1 protein-coding gene is annotated in these 912 nt (G+C 61.7%); it reads left to right on the top strand.

The genetic code is table 11. The annotated features are described in order from the left end of the window. Positions 1 to 108: 108 nt before the first annotated feature. The coding region (darG, locus tag GV368_RS10925) for a type II toxin-antitoxin system antitoxin DNA ADP-ribosyl glycohydrolase DarG (protein ID WP_169116540.1) at positions 109 to 912 on the top strand (804 nt) is incomplete at its 3' end.

Below are 912 nucleotides of genomic sequence, written 5' to 3' on the forward strand. Positions count from 1 at the left end.
GCGCCATCTACCAACACGTTGTGAACGCCCTTCCGGTAAACGGCCACCGACCTAAGGTCGAGATCCGCCCGGATTGGTATTACTGAGCAATTTGAGAGGAGCGCAGCCATGATCGAGTTCACCTCGGGCGACATCCTCAAGAGCGAGGCAGACGCGCTGGTCAATACCGTCAACTGTGTCGGTGTGATGGGGCGCGGCATTGCCTTGCAGTTCAAGAACGCCTTTCCTGAAAACTTCAAGGCTTACGAGGCTGCCTGCAAGCGCGAGGCCGTGCAGCCGGGGCGCATGTTTGTCTTCGAGACGGGGCAGCTCACGCCGCCGCGCTTCATCATCAACTTCCCGACCAAGCGCCATTGGCGCGGCAAGAGCCGCATCGAGGACATCGAAGCAGGCTTGGTCGATCTGGCTCGGGTCATTCGTGAGAAGGGCATCCACTCCATCGCCATCCCACCGCTGGGCAGCGGCTTGGGGGGCTTGGACTGGAGCGAAGTGCGCCCACGCATCGAGCGAGCGTTGGAGCAACTGGAGGACGTGCACGTGCTCGTGTTCGAGCCCTTTGGTGCGCCCACCACGGACAAGATGGCCCATGTGCGTGAAGTACCAACCATGACTGCTGGTCGCGCGGCCCTAGTTGAGTTGATCCACCGCTATCTCGGTGGCCTGCTCGACCCCTTTGTGACCTTGCTAGAGGTGCACAAGCTGATGTACTTCATGCAGGAGGCAGGAGAGCCGCTGCGCCTGAAGTACGTCAAGGCCCCCTATGGTCCCTACGCCGAGAACCTGCGCCACGTGCTGCGCACGGTCGAGGGACACCTGATCGCTGGTTACGCCGACGGCGGCGATGCGCCAGACAAACCGCTGACGCTGGTTCCAGGCGCCATCCAGGAGGCATCCGCCTTCCTCGACCAACAT

This window comes from Tepidiphilus baoligensis, assembly GCF_012911495.1.
Taxonomy (GTDB): Bacteria; Pseudomonadota; Gammaproteobacteria; order Burkholderiales; family Rhodocyclaceae; genus Tepidiphilus; species Tepidiphilus olei.